Origin of the sequence: Enorma phocaeensis, assembly GCF_016901575.1 — a bacterium.
GTDB classification, from domain to species: domain Bacteria; phylum Actinomycetota; class Coriobacteriia; order Coriobacteriales; family Coriobacteriaceae; genus Limicola; species Limicola phocaeensis_A.
In genome coordinates this window covers 1-21633 of the sequence record NZ_JACJKQ010000023.1, presented here as the reverse complement: position 1 = coordinate 21633, position 21633 = coordinate 1, and the positions used below count along the sequence as shown (strand labels likewise).

Genomic DNA, 21633 nt, shown 5'->3' with positions numbered 1-21633 from the left:
GATATGATGTTCCTCATGGCTGCCGTGGCTGAAGTTGAAGCGGGCGACGTTCATGCCCGCGAGGATCATCTGGCGCAGCGTCTCCTCGTCGTCGCAGGCAGGGCCCATGGTGCAAACTATCTTGGTGCGCTTATTCATCGTTGTCCCCTCACACTTCTCGCATACTCGTTGCCAATGATTCTTGTCTCGCTATAGTGCTCGCCCGCCGGACTGCAGCGGGCGATGTCGGTGCCCAGGCCGACGTATTAAGGATAGGTGATGCCATCAACACACCGGACCAATAAGGCCGGACGTGTTGATTCTGCCGGTAGGCGGCGGCTCTTCGCAAGCCATACTGTGCCTTTTTACGCACATATGACACGCCCCTTACAGGGAGGTTTTTATTCGATGCATCGCTGCGGGGCGATACGCTCAAACCCGTGCCGAGCGACCGCGCGCGTCGAGGCTTCGCCCGGCATCCTATCGGAGCGACAGGGGCCGACGCTTCGCCCCGCCCCCATCGTTTTCCCCGTTGCTACAAAAGTAGCGAGCAACGGCGGCCCCGTTTTTCACCGTCGCTCGGTTTTATTACGAAATCGGGCCCAAAAATGTAAAAAAGCCGAGCTTCGGCGAAAGGTGGGCCAGAACTCGGACAACGAGGGACGCCTCAATGCCCCCGCAGGCGGCCTAGCCCCAAAGACAGGAGGCAACGCGGCGGCAGGCGCCGCGCGCATGACGCGCACAACAAAGGGCCCCGGCGTCCCCGCGACGCCGACCATGTGATCGGGTGCGGGGCGCCGGGGCCCCTTTTGTCAGCCGATGTATGTCAGGCGCGCCCAGGCACTGAGCCCTGGCACGCCATCCTCAACGCAGGCGTTACGCACGGCCCACAGAGCCCAGGTTCTCCATGCGAACCTTCACGATGTTGGTGATCTCGGCCATGCCAAGCTTCGCCGGCTTCTTGGGATCGAAGCATCCGGGGTTCTCGGCCATGTAGCCCATAAAGCCCTTCGTGTATGCCTGGCGCAGCTCGGTGGCGTAGTTCACCTTGCAGATGCCGTTCTTCACGGCCTCGGCGACCTGCTCGTCGGGCACGCCGGAGGTGCCGTGGAGCACGAGCGGCACATCGACGGCGGCGCGGATGGCCTTCACGACGTCCTGCTCGATGTGCGGGGTCTCGGTGTAGACGCCGTGCGCGGTGCCCACGCCGATGGCGAGCGAGGTGCAGCCGGTGCGCTCAACGAACTCGCGGGCCTCGTCCGGGTCGGTGTAGGGGTTCTCGCCCTCGACGGCCGGGCCGTCGTCCTCCTTGCCGCCCACCTTGCCGAGCTCGGCCTCCACGGGCACGCCCATGGCGGCGCCCACCGCGGCGACGGACTTGGTAAGGGCGATGTTGTCCTCGAAGGTCTCGTGGGAACCGTCGATCATGACGGAGGTATAGCCCACGCGCAGCGCCTGCATGCAGCGATCGAAGCCGTCGCCGTGGTCGAGATGCAGCGCCACCGGCACGCTCGCGCGCTCGGCAGCGGCCTTGACCATGCCGTAGAAGTAATCGAGACCGGCGGTCTTCACGGTGCCGGGAGTGGTCTGCATGATCACCGGGGACTTCGTCTCCTCGGCGGCGGCGAGCACCGCCATGACGAACTCGAGGTTCTCGATGTTGAAGGCGCCGACCGCATAGTGGTTCCTCTGTGCGTCCAGCAGCATCTCTTTCGTGGTAACGAGCATGACCACTCCTTTCCTGCCCCGGCACCGTCCCGCCGGGAACGTATCGCTTCCCGTATTGTACGTTTCCCGCGCATCGGCTTCCCGCGCGCAGACGACGGGCGGCGCCGGGAATCGGCAAGCAAACGCAGGCTGCCTGCATCACGATGCCCCCATTTCGGCTTCGCGTGGATATCATGGCGTGCGATATGCGGCCGCAATGCATCCCCGCCCTCTTCCACCACGACACCTTGTGCAAAAAGAAAATCAAACGCAATGCGTTATCTTGCTTTTTAGAAAAGTAATGGCAACATAATTCCTGCATATTCTTGCCGCGCGGACCATGCGCCCGCATGAGGGAACGGAGGCCCCATGACCCCGGAAGAGCGCCGGTCAGCCATCCTCGCCATGCTCGCTCAGAACACCTCCGTGCAGGTGGCGCAACTTGCCGAGGCGTTCGGCACGTCGCGCGTGACCGCGCGCGGCGACCTCGACGCCCTCGCCGCCCTCGGCAAGCTCCGCCGCACCCACGGCGGCGCCATCTCGCTTTCTAAAACGCTCACCGTCTCGACGCAGGATCGGCGCGTCAACGTGAACGTCGAGGCAAAACGCGCCATCGCGCGTACGGCGGCGGGGTTTGTGAGCGATGGCGAAGCGGTGCTCGTGGATTCGGGCACCACCGCGCTCGAGTTCGTGCGAGCGCTCGAGGATCACCGCGACGTCACCGTCGTCACCAACGATTTCACCATCGCCGACTATATCGACCGCTCGGCACCGGCGCTCGACGTGCTGCTGCTGGGCGGCAGCCTGCGCAAGGGACATCGCTACATCACCGGTCCGCTCACCCTGCGCATGCTCGAGATGCTCCACCCCGACAAAGCCTTTGTCACGCCCACATCCTACGTGCCGGGACGCGGCCTCATGACCAACAACGCCGAGATGGCTGAGCTCAAACGGCGGTACCTCAGCTGCGCGAGCGAATCGTTCGTACTGCTCGACGCCGCGAAGATCCAAGCGCCTGGCTTGCTGTGGTTTGGCACGCTGGAGCAAGTGGACACCCTCATCGTCGACCGCGACCCCGACGGCGTCATCGCGACCGATGCGCACGAGCTCGGCTGTCAGCTGGTGGTGGCGTCGCAAGCTGCACGCGCCTCGCAAACCCCGCAGGCCTCGCAGCCCTCGTGATTTGCCACGTTTTGCAAAATCGGAGGCTTCGTGAGTTCGTGTGGGTAGGGGTCACGCCGCGAGAAACGTCCATCGGGTGCCGAAAAGGCACGCAAAACGAATGCATATGCTTCCCCGCAGCCCATAGGTCCGCCTTCGTGACCACTGGAACGAGCATGCTACGGAAATGCGGTGAGAAACCGTCCGCGATGCACACCGCAGCATCGTATGGACAACGACGCAGCTACCGCACGATGGCGAGACCAGCTTGGGCCAGCAACCGTGGAATGTCGCGCACGTGGGCCCGGTTGTACTCACGCGACGTCTCATCGAGCTCATCATACGGCACGAGCGTGTTGCTGATGCGCCGCGCCACATCCTTGTGCGAACCGTATGTCCACCCTGCTGCCGTGCATATTGGCAAGCTGCACGAGCACGTCGAAGCATATCTTGCGCGCCGCGCGCGCCCACGACGGCGCCCATGGCGTCGCCCGCGTTGGCCAGCTCGATGCACCCGGCGCCGTCCCACGCGGCGACGCACACCGAGGCACCGAGCCCGCGCCGGCTCAGCATCTCATCGGCACGGAGAATGAGGCGTGCGGATAGATCGCCCGCTCGCGAAACGGGGGCCCGCACGACGCGGAAGCGCGCGCCGGCGCTTCCGCCCCCGCTGAAGAGGCACACGACGCCCGTGCGCCGCGCGTCCGCAGCGCCTGCCCCGGTTGTTTGGATGAGCGCTTGCTGCATGGCCACTCCCGTTCGCTCTTGCCCGCCGCAAGCGTACGCCGCGCCATCGCATCCGCTTGCGCAAGCGTCGCATGGAAAACGCCCCCTCGGGCACAGGCCCCAGGAGGCGTTGACGACCGAGTGCGCGACGCGCTCGGCGACCGCGATGCAGCGCGCCGCCGCGCTAGACCTCGACGACCTCGATACCGCCGAAGACCTCGTCCCAGTGCTCGATGGCAAGGTGGCCGGTCTGCGGATCCATGGCGTTGAGCTTGCCGCACGCGTTGCCGTAGCGCAGCACGTCGACATCGTCCATGCCGGCGGCGATGGCGTGCGCGAAGCCCGCGACCGTCGAATCGCCGGAACCGGTGGCATTCACCGCCTCGATGGCGGGTGTTACCACGCGATAGCGCTTATCGCCGTGGAATGCCACCGCGCCGGCAGCGCCCATCGTGACAACAACCCACTCGACGCCTTGGAAACGCGCATCCGCCGCAACGGCATCGCCTAGCTCGGCGGCCTGCTCGGTGGTAAACGAGGTGCCCAGCAGCCCGTTGATCTCGGTGAGGTTGGGCTTCACGAGCGTGGGTTTCACGGGCGCGGCGAGCGCCTCGTCGAGCGCCGCGCCCGAGGTGTCGAGCAGCACCGGCATGCCGGCATCGACCGCCGTCCTCACCATGGCGGCATAGGTAGACGCGGGAACGCCCTTCGGAAGGCTGCCGGAGATGGTCACGCAATCCGCCTGTGCAACGAGATCGGCGTAGTTGACGAGAAACGCCTCGAGCTCCTCGGGCGAGATCTCGGGACCGCTCTCCAAAAGCTCGGTCTGATTGCCGTCGTGCAGCAGCGCGATGCACGTGCGCGCCTCGCCGGCGATCGGCGTGAAGCGATGGGAGATCCCGTCGGCATCCATGAGGTCGGAGAGGTAGGCTCCGGCATGACCGCCCAGAAGACCCGTCGCCACCACATCATCGCCCAACTGCACCAGCACGCGGCTCACGTTGAGCCCCTTGCCGCCGGCCGTCTTGGCGGGCGTCACGCGGTTGACATCGTCGATAACAAGATGCTCGACCTCGTAGCGCGTATCGATCGACGGATTCATGGTTACGGTGAGAATCATATGGTCCTCCTCATGTCCGACCTCATGCTCGCCCGGACAGCCAGGTGCTGGAACAGCTCCATGATACCCCGGCGGAACGTGCATCGCGCCGGCAGGGACGGCGAACGTCGCTGCCACATGAAGTTTAGATGGGTGCGCCTTGCGCTAGTCGTGATAATAGCCTCGATCCCATCGCTCGATGAACTCATCGAAGAAATGCGGGGCAGACTGCGCGGCGGAATCGGCCTGATTGATCGCATCGAGTCTCGCAACGAGCGCATCATGCTCGGGCGTCTTCTCATAACTCGCCTTGATAAACGCAAGCATGATATCGGCCATCAGAAACTCGCCGGTGATCTTGCCGCCGAAGCCCACCACGTTGGCATTGAGCGCGCGACGCGCGTAGAGGGCGCTGGTCATGTCGCGCACCAATGCGCACCGGGCGCCTGGCACCTTGTTGACGGAATTCGTGATGCCGATGCCCGTGCCACAGAGCACGACGCCGAGATCGGCTTTTCCGGAGGCGACCGCCTCGCCGACCTTCTTGCCAAATATCGGATAGTGCGTGCGTGTGTGACTGTATGTGCCCACATCGAACACCTCGTACCCCGCCTCTTCGAGACGGTCGTGCAGGTAGGTCTTTTCGTCGGTAACGATATGGTCGCAGCCGAGTGCGATGATCATGGTATCTCCTTTCGCGCGCATGTCGAGCTGCCCGGGGCCAGCAGGGGCATGCGCGCAATCGATTTGAGCCGAGCGACGCTATGCCATCTTATTGAGCATGTCCACGCGAATCTGATGCCGTCCGCCGGCGTAATCGGCAGCAAGAAACTCTCGCGCGATCTTTTTGGCAACTTCGGTCCCCACCACCTTGGGGCCCATGCAGATCATCCGCGCGTTGTTGTGCTCACGCGTCATGTACGCGCTCCGCTCATCGGAGATGTTGGCGGCGACCATACCCTTCACGCGGGTCGCTGCCATATAGCCGCCCACACCATACGCATCGAACGAGAAGCCGAGCGAGCCATCGTGCTCGAGCAGGTCGTGCGCGACGACGAGCGCGGAGTCGATGAAATCGGCGGCGGGAGTCTCGGCGTAATCGACCACATCGTGCCCGTCTGCCAACAGCGCCTCTTTGACTGTCTCCTTGAGGGGCATGCCCTCGGTGTCAGATGAGATGACAACTCTCATGGTTATCCTCCTCGGTGCGCATTGCGCGCAACCATGTGCCATGGACAATCTGATCTGCACCCTCCGGGCTCGGACGCAGCCGCGACGGCGACGGACGGCACCGCCGTCAAATCCGTCGTTGCGTTCATTTGAACATAATCAAACATGTTATGCAAGAAATACTGTTCGATTTTTGGAAATAACTCGATATTTACCGTTCACAGATTGATAAATACCGTTCATCTTTGTTTGTTCAAACATATCCTATATAAAATGGCGAACCTGATAGAGTAGGTGACGGACCTACTGCCGCATCGCGTTGCCCGGAAGCGGGCGGCTGGGCAAACCACGAAACCTACATACGCCGACAGGAAGGGACGCCATGGCCACTAAAGAAGAAATCTCGATGATCGGCTTCGAGATCGTCGCCTATGCGGGCGATGCCCAAACCGACCTCATCGCAGCGATCGATGCCGCACGCTGCGGCGACTTCGACAAGGCGGAAGAGCTGCGCGCCTCCGCCAACCAAGCGCTTATCGACGCGCATGATGTCCAGACAAAGCTGCTCTCCCAAGAGGCAGGGGGCGGTGAGATGGATGTGACCTTCATCATGGTCCATGCACAGGACACCCTCATGACCACCATGATGCTCGAGAAGCAGGCTCGCTTCATGATTGACGGATACCGGCGCATCGCCGCGCTCGAAGCCAAGCTCTCATAAGCCGTCTCGGCACATCTTCGACGTTCATGGGCCGGCATCTCATCGAGATGCCGGCCCATGATCATGAAACGCATGCGACGGTTGACCGCTCGACCAGTTCGCCGGGAAGCAGAATGTGCTTGACCTCCCGCTCCCCCAAGAGCTCGGCGAAAAAGCAATCGAACGTTCTCTTCCCGCGTTCGCGCATGTCAAAGCGTATCGTTGTGAGCCGATTATGGGGGACGGTCCCCTGGAGCGAGTCATCGACGCCCACGACGCTCACGTCCTCTGGCACGCGTATGCCATGGTCGCGCAGCGCCACAATCGCGCCCAATGCCATTTGATCGTTTCCGGCATATAGAGCCGTCATATCCTTATCCTGGGCGAGCTTGGCGCCGAGCTCATAACCGCTGTCGGCGGTCCAGTCCCCTACAAGGGGCTCGACGACATCGACGCCCGCAGCGATCAAAGCGTCGCGCCATCCCGCCGCGCGCTCCGCCGCCGCAATCGACGAGCGGGGGCCGGCTATATGGCGAATGGCACGGTGCCCGTGGCGCATCAGATAGTCCACGGCCAGGTGGGAACACCCCTTCTGATCCGAATCGATCGTCGTGCACGCTGCGTGCGGTCTCACGGAGATGATGATGGTCGGCAACCCGGCAATGGGTTCAAACTCTTCGAAGTCCTCGATGGCGCGATTCGTGTTGAACACCATGCCATCGACGGGAAGTTCCGCCAGCTTCCGCGCGACATCCTTAAGGCGCACCGGATGCGACATGTCGAACTCGGTGAGCGTCACCGCATACCCGCATGCCCGAGCGGCAGAGGTAAGACCGTCGACCGTTGCGACGTTGCCCGCCCGCGTGATGTCGAACATGCACAAACCGATGCACCCGTAATGACCGCCGCGCAGCGATCTGCCGGCAAAGCTTGGGTAAAACCCAAGCTCATCCATAGCGTCGAGAACCTTCTTACGCGTCGCCTCCACGACGCATGCCTGGCCGTTGACAACGCGGGAAACCGTCTGTCGAGAAACTCCCGCGAGTTTCGCAACATCCGCCATGGAGGCATTGCGACCGCCCCTCGAGATGCGCGAACGCTTTGCGTCTGCTCCTTCTTTTGACACCAAATCCCCCTGCCCGACAGAAGCCGATGCACACAATGTACCATCAAATTCTGCGAACATGCTCCATGCCATCAGCGCACGGCCACGCACGTTCGCCGTTCACCGTCAAATTGCTACCGTCAGCAGTTTATCCATTCGATGTCAGAATGCATATTCCACCTGTATGTTAACGTGCTCATAACAGATATGAGCACGTGCTCATCCTGAAACCGGGCATCGGGATCTGCTTCTCGTATCTTCTCCGGCGCGATCTGCTAAAGCACCGTGCGCAGACGCGACCGGTTCGACCTTCAATCTACGTAAACGGAGGACCGATGGAACGGCTCATTGCATTGATTGAGAAGGGCAAGCCCTTCTTCAACGCCATCGCGCGCAACAAGTACCTCAAGGCGATTCGCGACGGCTTCATCTCCGTCATGCCCATCATCATCGTGTCGAGCGTCTTCCTGCTCGTCAGCGCCGTCCCCAACGTCTGGGGCTTCTACTGGCCCGCAGAGATCAACGACGTGCTCATGAAGGCCTACAACTACTCGATGGGCATCGTCGGCATCTGCGCAGCGGCCACCACGGCCAAGCACTTCTGCGATGCGCAAAACCGCGACCTGCCCAAGAACAACCAGATCAACTTCATCTCGGTCATGATCGCATCGCTCATCGGTTTTCTGCTGCTCTCCAGCGACGCCATCAGCTTCACGGATAACGGGGTCTCCATCTCCGGCCTCGCCAACGGCTACATGGGATCCAAGGGCCTGCTAACCGCCTTTATCTGCGCGTTCGCCACCGGCATCATCTACAAGTTCTTTATCAAGCGCAACATCACCATCAGGATGCCCGAACAGGTGCCGCCCAATATCTCCCAGACCTTCAAGGACATCATCCCCTTTGGCGTCTGCCTGGTCTTCTTCTGGGGCTTTGACTTTGCATTCCGCAACATCTTTGGCTTCTGTTTCGCCCAAGGCGTTATCCAGGTGTTCCAGCCGCTCTTCTCCGCGGCAGACGGCTATGTTGGCCTCGCCATCATCTACGGCGCCATGTCTCTCTTCTGGTTTGTAGGCGTCCACGGCCCCTCCATCATCGAGCCCGCAATCTCCGCCGCCCTCATCTCCAACCTCGAGCTCAACATGGCCATGTACCAGGCCGGCGAGCACGCAACCGCCGTCCTCACCAAACCGCTTCAGGATTTCGTCGTCGCCATGGGCGGCACTGGTGCCACGTTGGTGATCTGCTTCATGTTCGCCTTCCTCGCCAAGTCCAAAGAGATGCGCGCCGTGGGCCGTGCCTCAGCCGTACCGGTTTGCTTTGGCGTCAACGAACCGTTCCTCTTCGGCGCGCCCATGGTCTTGAACCCCATCTTCTTCATCCCCTTCATCTTCGCGCCCATCGCCAATATCTGGATCACCAAGTTCTTCATCGACGTCTTGGGTATGAACGGCTTCATGTTCAGCCTTCCCTGGACCACCCCCGCACCCGTTGGCATCGCCATGGGCCTGGGACTTCAGCCCCTTGCGTTCCTGCTCATCCCTGCCCTGCTGATTGTCGATTTCCTCATCTATTTCCCCTTCTTCAAGGTATACGACCGCGAGAAGTGCGCTGAAGAAGCCGAGGCCGATCAGGCTGAGGTCGCCCAGCGCGCCGCCCATAAGCAGGCTGCCATGAACGCCGCATTCCAGGGCAAGGCCGACACCGCAAGCGTCGCCACCGGTGCCGTCGCCAAGGCCGCTGCGAGCATGGCAGCAGAGAAAAAGCGTGCCGCCGGCCAGTCTATGGACGAAGAATCTGCGGGCAACGCCACCCCCGCTGCATCTGATAACGCCGTTGCCAGCGCCTCGTCCAGCACCATCGCCGCTGCGAGCGACCCCTATGCAGCGCTCAACGGTCGTCGCGTCCTTGTCCTGTGCCAGGGAGGCGGAACCTCCGGCCTGCTCGCCAACGCGCTGGCCAAAGCTGCCCGCGAGCACGGCATCGACCTTGAGACCGCAGCGGACGCTTACGGCAGCCATCTGGACATCATGCCGGACTTTGACCTTGTTATCCTGGCGCCCCAGGCAGCGTCCTACTTCGACGACCTCAAGGCCGACGGCGAGCGTATGGGCGTTGCCTGCTGCGTCACCAAGGGAAAGCAGTACATCGATCTGACTCGCAACGGTGAAGCGGCGCTCGTGTTCGTTGCCGACCAGCTTGGGCTCTAACGCATATCGTCCGGCGGGCGCAAGCGACAAAAACGAAGCGCCCGCCTCGCTTCCGCCACATCAACCGATTGGAGATCTATGTTGACCAACACGTTCCCCCAAGATTTCATCTTCGGTGGGGCCACTGCCGCCTATCAAGTCGAAGGCGAGACGCGATCGCATGGCAAAGGCAAGGTGGCATGGGATGATTACCTTGCCGAACAAGGGCGCTTCTCTCCCGAGCCCGCCTGCGACTTCTATCACCGCTACGATTCCGACCTCGCCCTCTGCGAACAGTTCGGCATGAACGGGATCCGCGTCTCGATCGCCTGGAGCCGCATCTTCCCCGAAGGCTCTGGCGAGCCGAATCCCGAGGGCGTGGCATTCTATCATAATCTTTTCGCGAGCTGTCGAGCGCATGGCGTCGAACCCTTTGTCACCCTCCACCATTTCGACTCCCCTCTCGCCATCTACGCCAACGGCGATTTCCTGAACCGCGCGAACATCGACGCCTTCGAGGCGTACGCGCGCTTCTGTTTCAAGGAATACGCGGATGACGTCAGGCATTGGTTCACATTCAACGAAATCGCCGCAGCGACCATGAATCGCTACGTGGAAGGCACCTGGCCGCTCGGCAAGAAGGTGAGCCTGCATGAATGCCTCCAAGCCCAGCACAACATGATGGTCGCCCACGCGCGCGCTGTCTGCGCCTTCAAGGACGGCGGCTACGCGGGCGAAATCGGCATCGTCCATGCGCTCGAATACAAATATCCCTATGATCCAGAGAGCCCTGCCGATATCGAGGCGGCGCGCAACGATGACGTCCTTCAAAACCGCCTCTTGCTCGACGCGACGTTCCGCGGCGATTACGCGCCCGGCACGCGCGCGATTATCGACCGCCTCTGCGCTTCCAGCCAGGGAACGTTCGAAATCGCCGAACATGATCTCGAGATCATGCGCCGCGCCGCGATGCTGAACGATTGCCTCGGGATCAATTATTACCAGAGCAGGTTCCTCAAGGCATACGAAGGTGAAAGCGACCTGCACCATAACGGAACCGGCGACAAGGGCACAGGCCGCTGGCGCGTTGCGGGCGTCGGCGAGCGCGCCGTTCGCCCCGGAGTTCCCACCACCGACTGGGATTGGATCATCTATCCCAAGGGGCTCTTCGATCTCATGATGGATATCACGCTTCGCTATCCGAACTACAAGAAGTTCTATATCACCGAGAACGGCATGGGCCGCAAGGACCGAATCGAAAACGGCGTGATCGACGACACCGAGCGCATCGACTACGTCAAGGACCACCTCCGCTGGATTTTGAGAGCCATAGAGATCGGCATCAACGTCGAGGGGTACTTCATGTGGAGCCTGCAGGATCAGTTCAGCTGGACGAACGGCTACAGCAAGCGCTACGGCTTTTTCTATGTCGACTTCGAAAGCCAGCAGCGCATCCCGAAAGCGAGTGCCTATTGGTTTAAGCGCGTTTCAGAAACCCGCAGGCTCGAAGTCTAGCGCACGCCACATGCGCTGATGCCATCATCATTCGACTCGGCAGCGGGGCGCGGTCTCATCAAGCCGCGCCCCGCTGTTATGCGCATCACGCGGCGCGATCGCTTGGGACCGCGACATAGCCGGCTCCCTGCTAGACCAAGACCTCGATCAAATCCTCAATCGACGCCTGATCGCCCCCCGTTACCCTTTTGTCGCAGATAAGCGCATCGAGCTCGATAAGGTGATAGAAGGCGTAGAAGTCACGACGCCCGACCTTCGAAGCATCAGCGAGAAGGTAGCGGACGTCCGCTTTGTCGAATGCAAGTTTCTGGAAGCGCCCCTCGTCGGCGTTCGACGTGAACGCGTTTCCCTCGAAGATGCCGTTCGCCCCGATAAACGCCATATCGAGGCCGAGCTTTTCTATGGCCTCTTCGGCGAGCGGACCCACGAAGGCCGCCGTGCGCGGCCTATAGGCGCCCCCGATGAGGCAAAGCTCGTAGGCCTCTTTTGCCGCCAGCATATTGAACACCGACAGCGAATTGGTCACAACGCGCAGATGGCAGGCGGGAAGCAACGGCACCATCGCCTCGACCGTGGTGCCCGCACCCAGAAACACCGTCGAATCCGGCTCGATGAGGCGTGCCGCCCGCTCGGCGATAGCCCGCTTCTCCTCGGCATGCCGGCCTCGCTTCTCGGTATGGCTGTATTCGTGTCGGAGCATCGAGCTGCGCTTGCCCCCGGCGCGGCGCGCGCCGCCGTGGACGCGCTCGAGCTCGCCGGCGTCGGACATCTCTATCAGGTCGCGGCGGACCGTCATCTCGGACACCTCGAGCCGTGAGGCGATATCGTGCACGGACGCCGACCCGTGCTCCTCTACGATCCGCTTGATATGGTCCTGCCGCTCCGCCTTGATCATCGTCCCTCCCCGTCTCGCGATCCCACCGATGCGGCATCGCTATCGGATATCTGCAACCGGCGCGCGCTCGGCAAGCTCACCGGAAAGGAGCGTTGACCGGGGTGCTCCGCGCCCTCCCTGCGCGCCTGCCGCGCAACCATGGTCTTACCTCCTCGCAGCATGCGCTGCGATCATCATGTGAACGTTATCATCATACTCGTCATTATGCCTGAAACCATGGCCGCTCTCGATATCGGGCTGCGCTCTGTTCGAAAAACCGTTCGGAACGCTACAACGACCGTTTATAGATGATTGACTTTGTTTGAATAGATGCCCTTACGCATATGTTCGCACGCTCATTTCGCACACGCCGCCCTCCTTATCAAGATTGGAGCGTGACGCCGGACTTCGTGAATCGCGCCGCGCCGCCGTGCTTTGCTTCGGTCGCATCGACCGCCGCCCCGCTGAACGGCACCGACACCATCAACGTGACGAGCAAGGGATTCGGCTCGCTCTCGATCGCGCTCGACGACCTTTCGGTCCACGACGACGAGCACAATACCGCCGCCGCCTTCGTTCGCGGCGTGGCGCACGAGATGCTGCAGACGGGACGCGAGCCGCAGGGATTCAACCTTGCGCTCTCGACCTCTATTCCCTCGGGAGCGGGACTTTCGTCCTCCGGTGCCTTCGAGGCAACGCTCGCGCGCACCATGGGCATGCTCTGGGACGGTCCCTACCTCGGCCCCGCCGAGCTCGCCTTCCTCTGCCAGCGCGTGGAGCACACCTACTTCGGCAAGCCCTGCGGCCTCATGGATCAGCTCTCGGTGATCTTGGGCGGCCTCTCGTTCATGGATTTCTCCGATCCCAACCGTCCCACCAACGACGTGCTCGACGCGAACTTCGAGACGTTTGGGCACGCGCTCTTCCTCATCGATGTGGGCTGTGACCACACGCAGTTCAACTACGAGTACGTCCAGGTTGCCCGCGAGATGCAGATGGTTGCCAAGCAACTGGGCAAAACGCGTTTGTGCGAGGTTGCCGAGGAAGACTTCGACGAAGCCGTACCCATGCTGCGCGAGCGACTGGGTGACCGTGCCGTGTTGCGCGCTATCCACTTCTGGCGTGAAAACCGTCTCGTGAAAGAACGATGGCGTGCGCTCAAGGCGGGTGATTTCCGCACGTTCCTGGAGCGTACGAAGGAATCTGGCGCCAGCTCGGCAATGTTTTTGCAGAATATCTCGACTGGCGGCACCTTCCAGCCCGCCATGGTCGTCATTGGCATGGCGCAGCGCGCGCTGGGCAGCTATGGCGCCGCCCGCATCCACGGCGGCGGCTTTGGCGGCACGGTGCAAGCGTTCGTGCCGCTCGACATGGCAGATATCTTCAAAGAGCGCATGGACGGCTGGCTGGGCGAGGGATCTTGCCGTCGCTATGAGATTTCCCCCATGGGTGCCTATGCCGTGTGGTGGGATTATGACAACGACCTCGACCGCTCGTTCTAAGGCCATCCCTTGCATGTAACAACGCGGCGGCCCGCATCTCGGCGGACCGCCGCGTTTTCAGGCCTTGGTGCCTTGAGCGGCTATGCGTTTACCGAGACACCGCCCACATACGTGTCGTTGAGCGTCATATCGGCGTTGAAGATGGTCATGTCCGCCTTGCGGCCCGGCTTGATCGAGCCAAAGCGATCGTCGACGCGCGCCGAACGTGCCGGGATCTCAGTCGCCATGCGGATGGCTTGCTCGGCCGTGACGATCTGCCAATCGACCATGTTCTTGACGCCCGCGGCGAGTGTGAGCACCGAGCCGGCGATGCTGCCGGTGGTGCCGTCCTCATTCTTGAGGTAGCACAGGCCGTCCTTCATGACAACAGGCAAGCCGCCCGAGACATATTCGCCCTCGGGCATGCCGCCGCAGATGAGGCAGTCGGTGATGAGCACGCAGTGCTGCCAGCCCTTCGCGTCCACGAGCGCCTTGATGGCACCGGGAACCACGTGCTTGCCGTCGCAGATGATCTCGGCGTAGGTCTCCGGCGTGGTCATGGCGGCACCCGTCACGCCCGGGTCGCGGTGATGCAGGCCGCGCTGGCCGTTGTAGGTGTGCACGAAGCAGGTTGCGCCGGCGTTGACCGCCGCGAGCGCCTCGTCGTAATGAGCGTCAGAATGGCCGATAGCCGTCACGACGCCTCGGGCGTCGAGGGCGGCGCAGTACTCGCAGGCACCCGGCTTCTCGGCGGCAAGGGCGCTCTTCACAATGCGGCCGCCCGCCTTCTCCTGCCAGCCGTCGAACACCTCGACGTCAGGATCGATGAGGTAGACGGGGTTCTGGGCACCCACATGCGCCGTGGTGAAGAACGGACCCTCCAGGAAGATGCCCGCGATGCGTGCGCCCGGGAAGTCCGCCGGGCGGGCATCGTCGGCCTTGGCGATGGCCTCGCAGGCACGACCGATGTCTTCGACAGACTCGGTGAAGGTCGTGGGGATCCACGCGGTGGTTCCGCGCTTGGCAAGCGCGATGCTCGAATCATCGATGCTCGCAGGGTCGCAGTCGGTGGTGGCGTGGTTATGGAAGCCGTGGATGTGCGTGTCCACCAAGCCGGGGCCCACGATGCAACCCGTGAAGTCCCGCACCTCGACGCCTTCGGGCGCCTCTGCCGACCAGCTGCCAAACACGTCGTCGCAAACGGTGAGGTATCCGCCCTGCATGGTGGCGCCGGGCAACACAAACTTGTCGGCCTTGATAGCAAACGTGCTCATGAAAACCTCCTCATGAGATGAAGGGCGCGCCTCTGCGGCGACGCCGGCCTCCCCCGACGCCCGATGGCCCGGCAGCACGCCGCCGGTACCCGGTGCGCGAGGGAGACCGTCGATGGGTCAAAACGACCCCGTCCCCAAATGACCAGATTAGCCCTCGAACGGGTGAATGGTGACGCCCTTCACCACGCGGTTCACGGTGCCGGTGGGGCTCGGCGTGTCGGGGGTGTTGCCCACACGCACGGAGTTCAGCAGCGAGACGGCCTGGGCGACCATGACGAACGGCAGCGCAAGGTATGCCTCGGGCAGCGCCTCGTGGCCGGCGAAGGTGAACGCCTCGTGCTCGAAGGCGGGCGAGACGTCCTGCTGGACGGCAATGGTCTTCTGGGCGATGCCGTCGCCGTCGATCTCGTGCAGGATGTCGAGGTCATACTGGCGGGTGTAGGCGTCGTTGTTCACGAAGACGAAGACGAGGGTCTTGTCGTCGACGAAGCTCTTCGGTCCATGGCGATAGCCCATCGAGGTGTCGAAGGACGTCGCGACCAGGCCGTGGGCGAGCTCGAGAATCTTCAGCTGGGCCTCCTGGGCAAGGCCGCCGAAGGCGCCGGAGCCCAGATAGGTGACGCGGTTGAAGTCGCCGGCCAGGAATGCAGCGACCTCGTCCTCGCGCGCGATGACGTCGCGGCCCATCGCGGCGGCGGCATTCACCCACGCAAGCTTCTGCTCGTCGGAGGCGGCGTCGAAGATAAGTGTCGAGAGCAACGCCATGCACGAATAGCTGCCCGTCATGGCAAAGCCCTTGTCGTTGGCACGCGGAATGAGCAGGGTGAGGGCATCGGGGTCATCGGCGCTCTCGACAGCGAGACGCCCCTCGGGAGCGCAGGTGATGTTCAAGAACTTGATGTTCTTGACCACGGTGCGGGCGACCTCGACGGCGGCAAGGCTCTCGGGGCTGTTGCCCGAACGGGCGAAGGAGACGAGCAGGGTGGGGTCTTCGGCGCGAAGGAAGTCAAGCGGTGCCGAAACGATGTCGGTCGTGGCGATGGGCTTGAAATCATAGAGGTCGGTGTTGCCGGCGCGGCGCAGATAGGGAGCGACGGTATCGCCCACGTAGTCAGAGGTGCCGGCGCCTGTGAAGACAACGGTCAGGCGGCCGTCGCCCATGGCGCGGGCAGAGGCGAGCAGCTCCTCGATCGCCGCCTTGTTGTCCTGGTAAATCTGATAGGTGTCCTCCCACAGCTCTGGCTGCTGCTTGATCTCGGCCGTGGTGATGTCGGCGCCGAGGCCCTTCAGCTCCTCGAGATCCTTCTCAAACATGGACAACTCCCTTTCTTGTTATCTCACGTCCGCCGGATCCATGCCGGCAAGACCTGGTACCTACCCTGACGGCGCAGGTAACGCCGCCACATGCAAGCGGGGCGCAGTGCCCCGCATAGCAATCACTCTGTTCGCTGGTGATACACCTTGTACTTGAACTGGTCGGCGCGGGCCACCGAAAGCGTGTATTCGACGATTTCGTTGGACACGTTGAACGTGGTGCGAACCAAATCGAGCACCGGCGAGTTCTCGGCAATGTCCAACAAGCGCGCATCGGCAGGACGCGCGATGCTGGCGAAGAACTCCTCCTCTGCGACTCGAATCTTTTGGTGATAGTCGTTTTCGATGACCTCGTAGAGCGACTTGCTCTCAAGAAGCGGCCGCTTGAGCGAAAGGAACTTGCGCACGGGAAGATACGTGCGCTCAACCATGAGCGGCATCCCGTCGGCAGAGCGCAGGCGCTTCAGCTTAAAGAGCTTGTCGCCGATCTTGGTGCGCATATGCTCGGCAAGGTTCTTGTCGGCCTCCATCTCGGAAAACTCCAAGATCGTGGTCTCGGGCACACGGCCCAGCTCTCGCATCTGCTCGGTGAAGCTATAGGTCTGCATGAGATTTGTCGTCTGAGCGGAGCGGTCGGCAACAAAGGTCCCCCGCCCGTGCTGACGCACAACAAGCCCCAGACGCTCAAGCTCCTGAAGCGCCAGACGCACGGTGGTGCGCGATAGGCCGTACCGTTCGGAAAGCTCGCGCTCGGAGGGCATGAGGTCTCCCGGGCGATACTCGTGGTCGATCTTCTCCGTGAGGATATCGACCAGCTGATCATAGAGGGGCTGCTTGCGCACGCCGTATGCTGCCACGGCACTCGCCTCCTTAGCTTGCCGGTGACGTCGTTCGTATCGGGACAGACGTTTTGGCTATGGTTCCTCGAAACGGCTGTCCTGAGACGGACGCTGCGCCACGCTGTGCCCGTGACGCACCAACTACCGAAATGACCGGGCCCGAAGTCTTTGGCCCGCCCCATCTTTTGATGGAAAAGGCCGCGTCCCCGCAAGACGGGAGACGCGGCCTTACAAAACATGTTCAAACGCGCATAAGGGGGATCGCACGTAAGAACCGGGGCGCGGACCGCGTGGTACGCGCCCCAGGACAGGCGTCTTAGCCCCAGAGGTTGATCATGGGGAGAGCGCCGACGATGCCGATGATGAGCAGCAGGACGATGCCCTTGATCGGCGTGAAGTTCTTCTTCGCGAAGAGGAAGTACAGCAGGAGCACGAGCGCCAGCGGGACGAGCTTCGGCAGGACGGAGTCGAGCGTCGAAGCGACCGAGTAGGAGACCGGAGTCTCGGTAACGGTGCCGTAGGTGACGGAGCTCATGCCGTTGCCCAGGTCAACGATGCCGGTCTCGACAGCGTTGCCGTCAGCGTCGGCCGCGGTGAGCGGGTTGCCATCCAGGTCGGTCACACCGAGGGTGCCGGCCTCAGCGGTCTCGGTGTCGATGGCGAGGTCGGCAAAGTTCTCGGCCTCCTCGTTGGACACGACGACCGTCTGGGCGGAGAGGCCACGGGTGGTGCCGTTGGGGATGGTCAGGTTGATCTGGGTGGCGCCCATGGTGACCGTCAGGGCACCCACGACGAAGACGCCGAGGATGGAGGCGGCACGGGTGAACGCCTGCATGTTGGCGGTCAGGGCGTCGATGGCGGCGGTGCCGACCCTGTACGACCAGTTCATGAGGCCGAAGCGGCAAGCGAACTGAGCGACGTTGAAGATCACCAGGAAGATGATCGGGGCGACGATGTTGCCGTCGATAGCCATGTTCGAGGTGATGCCGGCCGTGATGGGCACGAGCGTCAGCCAGAACAGGGCGTCGCCGATGCCGCCGAGCGGCGAAGCCGCAGAAATGCGGACGGCGCGGATGGTCTGGGTATCAACCTTGTTCTGCTCGAGGGCGAGAACGATACCCATAACAAAGGTCACCAGGAACGGGTGCGTGTTGATGAAGTCCAGGTTGTGGTACATCGACGCAGCAAGGTCGTTCTTGTTGGTGTGGACCTTCTCGAGGCCGGGGATCATGGCGAACAGCCAGCCGCCGGACTGCATGGTCTCGTAGTTGAACGAGGACTGGAGCCAGCAGGAGCGAAGTGCCATGCGGTTCAGGGTCTTCTGGTCAACGTTCGGCGCAGGGGTAAGATCCTCATACTGCGCGGGGACCTCGAACTCAGTCTTAGATGCCATCGGAGAAGTCACCTCCGTCAGAGACAGCGCCCTTCAGCTCGGTCTGCTGCTGGAAGTCCCAGAAGGCGAAGCCGAAGCCGATGAGGGTCAGGATGAGCAGGGCGGGGCCAGCGATGGCCTCGATGTTGCTCGCGATGAGGGCGAGGCCGAAGCCCATGAAGAAGAAGCCCCACATGTCGCGATTCATCATAATCTTGAGCAGGATGGCGAAGCCGACGAACTTCATCATGTTGCCCGCCTGCGACAGACCGGTGTTGAGCCACTCGGGGATGGCGTTCACGATGGTCTGGCCGAAGGTCTGGCCGCCGATGAAGAACAGGGTGACGATGAAGCCGAAGATGAGGCCAAGGATGATCTCGGAGACGACCGTCCACTTGGTGATGCCCTTGGTATCGGCGTTCACGGCGCAGCCACGGAAGAACTCAAGGAGCGGAGCACGGAGCGTGAAGAAGAGGGTCACGCCGTACTGGCCCAGCAGAGCAAACGGGATGGCGAGAGCAACGGCAGCGTTGGCGTCGACGCCCTCGAGCGTGCAGGCAAAGATAGCGGCCATGATGCCACCGATGACTGCGTTGGGCGGCTGAGCGCCACCGATCGGCATGTTACCGATGGTCATGAGCTGATAGGTGCCACCAACGACCAGGCCAGTGTTGATGTCACCGAGGATAGCACCGACGACTGCACCAGTCACGATCGGCTGGTACAGGGACTCCAGAAAGTCGAACTGATCGATAGCCGCGATAAACGTGACTGCGAAGATGAGAACGATCTGGACAATATTGACGTCCATCTGATGCTCCTCCTTTCAATGAATACGTGCGAACCCCTTGTTCGCAGGTGTACATACCGAGGTACGACCCAAAGTCAACAGCGCAGCGCGCTACGAGAACAGCTTGTTGATGTCCTCGACCGGCGTGCTGGGAACACGCTGGATTTGAAGCTCAACCCCCCTATCCTGAAGCTCCTTGAAGGCGGCGACATCGGCGTCATCGACCGCCACAGACGTGGCGACCTGCCGCTTCCCCTCCGACATGTGCATGTTGCCGATGTTGACTTTCTTTATGGGCACCCCGCCCTTGACGAGCGTGAGCACGTCATGCGGGTTCTCGGCCACGATGAAGATCTTCTGCCTGGGCGACGCCTTGCTGATGATGTCGATGGTGTGCTGCAGCGAGAAGAAACGAGTGGCGACGCCGGCCGGGGCGGCCATCTTCATGAGATTCTGACGCATGGTGTTCTGGGAGACCTCGTCGTTCGCGACAAGGATGAGGTTAGCGCCAATGGTGGAGTTCCACTGAGTGGCAACCTGGCCATGAATCAGACGGTTGTCGATGCGGGTGAGAAGAATGTTGGGCTCTGCCATAGTCCGCTTCCTTTCGTCTATCGGTTCTATCTACCTTCGAGGTTGCGCCGAGTCGCTCGCACGCGCCCTGTTGGTACCTTTCTTCGTTGATATCGCGGAAGAGGTCGTGCGCTACTTCTGCGATATCTCCTGAACGGCGTAACGCGAGACATCCATCACGGCTCCGGACTTCACCCGGATCTCGACGCGGTCGCCGTTCACGCTCTGAACCACGCCGAAGATGCCGCCTCCAAACATGACCTCACGTCCAGGAGCAATCTCGGTATGAAGCTCCTTGAAGTAATTGCGCTTCTTGCGCATGTTGACCTGCGTCCAGATGGTATAGATAACGCCCATGATCACCATGAGCGCCAAGACCACGATGGACGAGGCGAGGATGTTAGGACCGAGGTCACCCATTAAATGCCGTCCTCATCGCCGAGATCGTCCTCGACGGCAGCCATTGCGGCGACCGACTGATGCGTGACGCCCATCTGGCCCACGGAGACCGCCTGCTCGGCCAGCTCGGAAAGGCCGGAGCCGGCGCCACGGGTGAGCAGCAACTCGATGAGCATGGGCAGGTTGGTGCCGGTGACGACCTCGACGTTGTCCACGTCGGCAGCGATCATCATGGCCTGGTTGAACGGGGTGCCGCCCAACAGGTCCACAAACACCAGGACGCCCTCGCACTCCTCGCGCATGGCAGTGATGGCGGCACGCAGGTCCTCGCCATAAGAGGCGGCCTGCGAACCCTCAAACGGAACGATCTGGAACGCCGGCTGATCGCCCGCGACCATGTCGATTGCACTTGCCAGACCATTGGAGAATTGCCCATGTCCGGTGAGAATGAAGCCAACCATCCAATGCCCCCTTTCATTCGATGCGCTTCGCGCGCGGCGCGGGCGGCGCCTGGCAGCGCGTCCGCCTTGCAAACTCGGTGATCCCCTCGGAGACGCCGGGTGATCCCCTCGGAGACGCCGACACGGTAACCAACGCTTTGGCACCGATGCGGTATCCCGTGCGGTACTGGTAGTAACCACATAACGAGTTTTTCACATCATAGCATCCTTTTCTCGCCGCGTTTTCTAGGAAGCCAAACGGTCGATAGATACCGTTGACGGTCTCATTTTGACCGTTCACAGGCGAAATGGCTGGTAACAGGCTTATGTAACCGAGTTTTTGCGGTCCAGATACAAGATTGAAATCTGTCAAGCCCTTTTGCGCAAATGTTTCCAACAGGGCCTTCGACCTGCAATTCTTTTGAATAGAATATGAAGTGGCTTAAACTTGTATCAGATTTGATAAACAAGTTGGCCCTTTATTCAGATACCAGTCTAACGCACCATTTCTTTCGGTGAACGGTTTATTTTCTTCTGTATACGGTATGAAACAATGCGGATTCAAAGAGATGTCTTGCGCAGGAGAGGTTCTGCACGTATCATAACCATTCGCTGGTCATACGTGACCACCTTGTTGCCAGCATAGCTCAGTTGGTAGAGCACCGCTCTCGTAAAGCGGGGGTCATCGGTTCGAGTCCGATTGCTGGCTCCAGACTTGTCAAGGGCACCTATATGGTGCCCTTTTCTTTCGGACGCCCATCTTGGACTCGAACCGATGAGGTCGCGAAGCTGAGCAAACGCGTCCAAGCGTTTGGGTAACGTACAATTTCTTGCGCACTTTGACAGCGGAATAGCGTCCAGGCAAGAAAGGAGGGCACGGCCCGCCCCGGTATGATTCGAGTTGTCGAGACAAGAAGCATATTGGA

General features: G+C 61.5%; 23 protein-coding genes and 1 tRNA gene. 7 read left to right on the top strand and 17 right to left on the bottom strand.

What is annotated here, in order from left to right:
* On the bottom strand, nt 1-138 hold a 138-nt coding region (locus tag H6A15_RS09335; protein ID WP_204673486.1), incomplete at its 3' end, for a pyruvate kinase.
* Between the two features lie 717 nt (nt 139-855).
* A complete protein-coding gene (locus tag H6A15_RS09330) occupies nt 856-1707 on the bottom strand; it encodes a class II fructose-bisphosphate aldolase (RefSeq protein ID WP_204673485.1) in 852 nt (283 codons plus the stop codon).
* A 348-nt stretch (nt 1708-2055) separates the two neighbouring features.
* On the opposite strand from H6A15_RS09330, the gene H6A15_RS09325 reads away from it, so the two are divergent.
* A complete protein-coding gene (locus H6A15_RS09325; protein ID WP_204673484.1) occupies nt 2056-2868 on the top strand; it encodes a DeoR/GlpR family DNA-binding transcription regulator in 813 nt (270 codons plus the stop codon).
* A 223-nt stretch (nt 2869-3091) separates the two neighbouring features.
* On the opposite strand, the gene H6A15_RS10750 is transcribed toward H6A15_RS09325, so the two are convergent.
* Nucleotides 3092-3196 (bottom strand): hypothetical protein, encoded by a 105-nt coding sequence (locus tag H6A15_RS10750; RefSeq protein WP_428840709.1) that lies wholly within the window; start codon nt 3194-3196, stop codon nt 3092-3094.
* 44 nt (nt 3197-3240) lie between these two features.
* Here H6A15_RS10750 and H6A15_RS09315 point away from each other — a divergent pair, with 44 nt between their 5' ends.
* Entirely contained in the window at nt 3241-3453 is a 213-nt protein-coding gene (locus tag H6A15_RS09315) for a hypothetical protein (RefSeq protein ID WP_204673482.1), read from the top strand.
* Nucleotides 3454-3757: 304 nt separating this feature from the next.
* On the opposite strand, the gene H6A15_RS09310 is transcribed toward H6A15_RS09315, so the two are convergent.
* From H6A15_RS09310 to lacA, 3 genes are all read right to left on the bottom strand, one after another.
* Nucleotides 3758-4693 carry a hexose kinase gene (locus H6A15_RS09310; protein WP_204673481.1) on the bottom strand — a complete coding sequence of 312 codons (936 nt, stop codon included), beginning with the start codon at nt 4691-4693 and terminating at the stop codon, nt 3758-3760.
* A 144-nt stretch (nt 4694-4837) separates the two neighbouring features.
* Nucleotides 4838-5356, bottom strand: a complete 519-nt coding sequence (gene lacB, locus H6A15_RS09305) for a galactose-6-phosphate isomerase subunit LacB (protein ID WP_204673480.1) — start codon at nt 5354-5356, stop codon at nt 4838-4840.
* Between the two features lie 78 nt (nt 5357-5434).
* Nucleotides 5435-5863: a galactose-6-phosphate isomerase subunit LacA gene (gene lacA, locus H6A15_RS09300; RefSeq protein WP_204673479.1), complete on the bottom strand. Its 429-nt coding sequence runs from the start codon at nt 5861-5863 to the stop codon at nt 5435-5437.
* A gap of 361 nt (nt 5864-6224) precedes the next feature.
* Here lacA and H6A15_RS09295 point away from each other — a divergent pair, with 361 nt between their 5' ends.
* A complete protein-coding gene (locus tag H6A15_RS09295; protein ID WP_204673478.1) occupies nt 6225-6563 on the top strand; it encodes a PTS lactose/cellobiose transporter subunit IIA in 339 nt (112 codons plus the stop codon).
* A gap of 61 nt (nt 6564-6624) precedes the next feature.
* Here H6A15_RS09295 and H6A15_RS09290 read toward each other — a convergent pair whose 3' ends face one another.
* Complete coding sequence (locus tag H6A15_RS09290; RefSeq protein ID WP_204673477.1) at nt 6625-7605, bottom strand: LacI family DNA-binding transcriptional regulator; 981 nt, start codon at nt 7603-7605, stop codon at nt 6625-6627.
* Nucleotides 7606-7982: 377 nt separating this feature from the next.
* Between H6A15_RS09290 and H6A15_RS09285 the strand changes: the two genes are divergently transcribed.
* Both H6A15_RS09285 and lacG read left to right on the top strand, forming a co-directional pair.
* Nucleotides 7983-9857: a lactose/cellobiose PTS transporter subunit IIB gene (locus H6A15_RS09285; protein WP_204673476.1), complete on the top strand. Its 1875-nt coding sequence runs from the start codon at nt 7983-7985 to the stop codon at nt 9855-9857.
* Between the two features lie 78 nt (nt 9858-9935).
* Nucleotides 9936-11351 (top strand): 6-phospho-beta-galactosidase, encoded by a 1416-nt coding sequence (gene lacG / locus H6A15_RS09280; protein WP_204673475.1) that lies wholly within the window; start codon nt 9936-9938, stop codon nt 11349-11351.
* Between the two features lie 130 nt (nt 11352-11481).
* Here lacG and H6A15_RS09275 read toward each other — a convergent pair whose 3' ends face one another.
* Entirely contained in the window at nt 11482-12246 is a 765-nt protein-coding gene (locus tag H6A15_RS09275) for a DeoR/GlpR family DNA-binding transcription regulator (RefSeq protein ID WP_204673474.1), read from the bottom strand.
* A gap of 323 nt (nt 12247-12569) precedes the next feature.
* On the opposite strand from H6A15_RS09275, the gene H6A15_RS09270 reads away from it, so the two are divergent.
* Nucleotides 12570-13727: a galactokinase gene (locus H6A15_RS09270; protein ID WP_204673473.1), complete on the top strand. Its 1158-nt coding sequence runs from the start codon at nt 12570-12572 to the stop codon at nt 13725-13727.
* A gap of 80 nt (nt 13728-13807) precedes the next feature.
* Here H6A15_RS09270 and nagA read toward each other — a convergent pair whose 3' ends face one another.
* The 9 genes from nagA to H6A15_RS09225 form a co-directional block, all read right to left on the bottom strand.
* A complete protein-coding gene (gene nagA, locus H6A15_RS09265; protein WP_204673472.1) occupies nt 13808-14980 on the bottom strand; it encodes an N-acetylglucosamine-6-phosphate deacetylase in 1173 nt (390 codons plus the stop codon).
* Between the two features lie 147 nt (nt 14981-15127).
* Nucleotides 15128-16294 (bottom strand): SIS domain-containing protein, encoded by a 1167-nt coding sequence (gene agaS, locus H6A15_RS09260; protein WP_204673471.1) that lies wholly within the window; start codon nt 16292-16294, stop codon nt 15128-15130.
* Nucleotides 16295-16416: 122 nt separating this feature from the next.
* Nucleotides 16417-17151: a GntR family transcriptional regulator gene (locus tag H6A15_RS09255; protein WP_204673470.1), complete on the bottom strand. Its 735-nt coding sequence runs from the start codon at nt 17149-17151 to the stop codon at nt 16417-16419.
* Between the two features lie 298 nt (nt 17152-17449).
* The gene (locus tag H6A15_RS09250) at nt 17450-18526 is read right to left on the bottom strand and encodes a PTS system mannose/fructose/sorbose family transporter subunit IID (RefSeq protein ID WP_204673469.1); all 1077 of its coding nucleotides are present in this window, start codon (nt 18524-18526) and stop codon (nt 17450-17452) included.
* Nucleotides 18516-19316, bottom strand: a complete 801-nt coding sequence (locus H6A15_RS09245; protein ID WP_204673468.1) for a PTS mannose/fructose/sorbose/N-acetylgalactosamine transporter subunit IIC — start codon at nt 19314-19316, stop codon at nt 18516-18518. Before H6A15_RS09245 ends, H6A15_RS09250 begins: the two co-directional genes overlap by 11 nt.
* Nucleotides 19317-19406: 90 nt before the next feature.
* Nucleotides 19407-19889, bottom strand: coding sequence for a PTS N-acetylgalactosamine transporter subunit IIB (gene agaV, locus H6A15_RS09240; RefSeq protein ID WP_204673467.1), 483 nt, complete (start codon nt 19887-19889; stop codon nt 19407-19409).
* A gap of 111 nt (nt 19890-20000) precedes the next feature.
* Nucleotides 20001-20288, bottom strand: coding sequence for a preprotein translocase subunit YajC (locus H6A15_RS09235; RefSeq protein ID WP_204673466.1), 288 nt, complete (start codon nt 20286-20288; stop codon nt 20001-20003).
* Entirely contained in the window at nt 20288-20728 is a 441-nt protein-coding gene (locus H6A15_RS09230) for a PTS fructose transporter subunit IIA (protein ID WP_204673465.1), read from the bottom strand. The genes H6A15_RS09235 and H6A15_RS09230 overlap by 1 nt, the downstream gene beginning before the upstream one ends.
* Before the next feature lie 13 nt (nt 20729-20741).
* The gene (locus H6A15_RS09225; protein ID WP_204673464.1) at nt 20742-21080 is read right to left on the bottom strand and encodes a hypothetical protein; all 339 of its coding nucleotides are present in this window, start codon (nt 21078-21080) and stop codon (nt 20742-20744) included.
* A 263-nt stretch (nt 21081-21343) separates the two neighbouring features.
* Between H6A15_RS09225 and H6A15_RS09220 the strand changes: the two genes are divergently transcribed.
* A tRNA-Thr gene (locus H6A15_RS09220) sits at nt 21344-21419 on the top strand.
* The last annotated feature ends 214 nt before the right edge of the window (nt 21420-21633 follow it).